This is a genomic window from Dietzia cercidiphylli (assembly GCF_014145145.1).
GTDB classification, from domain to species: domain Bacteria; phylum Actinomycetota; class Actinomycetes; order Mycobacteriales; family Mycobacteriaceae; genus Dietzia; species Dietzia natronolimnaea.
In genome coordinates this window covers 1-2728 of the sequence record NZ_JAALEA010000443.1, presented here as the reverse complement: position 1 = coordinate 2728, position 2728 = coordinate 1, and the positions used below count along the sequence as shown (strand labels likewise).

The following is a 2728-nucleotide window of genomic DNA, read 5'->3' as shown; positions in this document are numbered from 1 at the left end:
GCCCGCGCCGCCGAGCTCGGTGCGGCCGCGCTGGTCCCCGAGCGGGCGGACTCCGAGGTGCTCGCAGCGCTGCGGGCCGCGGAGTCGGACCCGGCCGGCCTCACGGACGACCAGTACCTCGCCCTGGCCACGGCCACGGGGGACGGGCTGGCCGCGTTGGCCGGACTCGCCGACCGGATCCGCGCGGACGTGGTGGGGGAGACGGTGACCTACGTGGTCAACCGGAACATCAACTTCTCCAACATCTGCTACACGGGGTGCCGGTTCTGCGCCTTCGCCCAGCGCAAGGGGGACGCGGACGCGTTCTCGCTCTCGGCCGCCGAGGTGGCCGACCGCGCGTACGAGGCGTACGTCTCCGGGGCGTCCGAGGTCTGCATGCAGGGCGGGATCGACCCGGACCTGCCGGTCTCCGGTTACGCCGACCTCGTCCGCGCGGTCAAGGAGCGGGTGCCGTCCATGCACGTCCACGCGTTCAGCCCGATGGAGATCTCGAACGGGGCGGCCCGGTCCGGGGTGGGGGTCAGGGAGTGGCTCACCGAGCTGCGGGCGGCCGGTCTGGACACCATCCCCGGTACCGCGGCGGAGATCCTCGACGACGTGGTCCGCTGGGTCCTGACCAAGGGCAAACTCCCGGCCTCCGAGTGGATCGACATCGTCACCACCGCCCACGAGGTTGGCCTGCGCTCGAGCTCGACCATGATGTACGGCCACGTGGACACGCCGAGGCACTGGGTGGCGCACCTGCGCACCCTGCGGGGGATCCAGGACCGGACCGGCGGGTTCACCGAGTTCGTCCCCCTGCCCTTCGTGCACCGCAGTGCCCCGCTGTACCTGGCGGGCGCGTCCCGGCCGGGCCCGACGCGGGAGGAGAACGTCGCCGTCCACGCCCTGGCACGGATCATGCTGCACGGATCGATCCACAACGTGCAGACCAGCTGGGTCAAGCTCGGGGTCGCGGGGACGCGCACCATGCTCCGCGCGGGGGCGAACGACCTGGGCGGCACGCTGATGGAGGAGACGATCTCCCGGATGGCCGGGGCCGAGAACGGGTCCGCCAAGACCCCGGAGGAGATCGCGGAGATCGCCACCGGGATCGGTCGGCCCGCCCGGCGTCGGGACACCGTCTACGGACCGGCCCCCACCCAGATCCCCGTGACCGTCGTCACATAGCGCGACCGGCTTCGGGGCGGCGTCGTCGCGGACGCGGGGTGTGACATACGATGCAGGCCATACCGCTACGAGGAAGGTGGCTGACGTGACCTACACGATCGCAGAGCCGTGCGTCGACGTGATGGACAAGTCCTGCGTCGAGGAGTGTCCTGTCGACTGCATCTACGAGGGTGGACGGATGCTGTACATCCACCCCGACGAGTGTGTCGACTGCGGCGCGTGTGAGCCCGTCTGCCCGGTGGAGGCCATCTTCTACGAGGATGACACCCCGGAGGAGTGGTCCGAGTACAACACCGCCAACGTCGACTTCTTCGTCGAGCTGGGATCGCCGGGCGGCGCCGCCAAGGTGGGCAAGGTCGACTACGACCACCCGTTCATCAAGGCGCTGCCCCCCATGAACCAGGAGTGACCCCGGTGGTGTCGCGCCCGGAGCGTCGTCCGCCCGGGCGCGCGCTACCCGTGTTCCCGTGGGACACCCTCGCCGAGGCGAGGTCAGTGGCCACCGCGCATCCCGACGGCCTGGTCGATCTCACCGTGGGCACCCCCGTCGACCCGGTCGCCCCGCTCATCCGTGAGGCACTCGCCGCCGGATCCGCGGAACCGGGTTACCCGACCACCATCGGGACCGCGGAGCTCCGGCTCGCGGCCGCCGACGCTCTCCACCGGCGCTACGGGGTCACCGGCCTGGATCCCGGGGCGATCCTGCCCGCGATCGGTACCAAGGAGTTGATCGCGGGTCTGCCCGCACAGCTCGGACTCGGCCCGGGCCACACGGTCGTCGTGCCGGAGGTGGCCTACCCGACCTACGAGGTGGGGGCCCTGCTCGCGGGTGCGACGGTCGTGCGCGCCGACTCCCTGACGCAACTCGGCCCGTCGTCGCCCACCCTGCTCTACCTCAACTCGCCGTCGAACCCCAGCGGCCGGGTGCTCGGCGTGGACCACCTGCGCAAGGTCGTCGGTTGGGCCCGCGACCGCGGGGTGATCGTGGCCTCGGACGAGTGCTACCTCGGGCTGGTCTGGGAGGGTGAGGCGCCCTCGGTCCTCGACCCGCGTGTCTGCGACGGCGACCACACCGGGCTCCTGGCCCTGCACTCGCTGTCCAAGACGTCGAACCTGGCCTCGTATCGTGCGGGGTTCGTGGCGGGCGACCCGTCCCTCGTGGCGGAGCTGCTGGCGGTGCGCAAGCACGCGGGTCTGATGATGCCCCTGCCCGTCCAGAACGCCATGACCGCGGCGCTCCGGGATGACGCCCACGAGGCCGAGCAACGCGAGCGGTACCGGGCCCGACGTGAGCTCCTGCTCCCGGCCGTGCAGGACGCCGGGTTCCGCGTCGACGACTCGCAGGCCGGGCTCTACCTCTGGGCGACCCGCGACGAGCCCTGCCGGGAGACGGTGGACTGGTTCGCCGCCCGCGGTGTCCTGGTGGCCCCCGGTGAGTTCTACGGTTCCGCCGGGGCCCGGCACGTCCGCATCGCCCTCACCGCGACCGACGCCACCGTGGCCGAGGCGGTCCGTCGGCTGGCCTGAGCGGGTCGCACCCTACGTCCGCCCGGCCGCG

3 protein-coding genes are annotated in these 2728 nt (G+C 72.0%); all 3 read left to right on the top strand.

Features of this window, described 5'->3' with window-relative positions; genetic code table 11:
- On the top strand, positions 1–1170 hold a 1170-nt coding region (gene cofH / locus G6028_RS15080), incomplete at its 5' end, for a 5-amino-6-(D-ribitylamino)uracil--L-tyrosine 4-hydroxyphenyl transferase CofH (protein ID WP_182659362.1).
- Positions 1171–1255: 85 nt separating this feature from the next.
- Entirely contained in the window at positions 1256–1579 is a 324-nt protein-coding gene (gene fdxA / locus G6028_RS15075) for a ferredoxin (RefSeq protein WP_095718370.1), read from the top strand.
- A gap of 5 nt (positions 1580–1584) precedes the next feature.
- A complete protein-coding gene (dapC, locus tag G6028_RS15070; protein WP_182640942.1) occupies positions 1585–2697 on the top strand; it encodes a succinyldiaminopimelate transaminase in 1113 nt (370 codons plus the stop codon).
- The last annotated feature ends 31 nt before the right edge of the window (positions 2698–2728 follow it).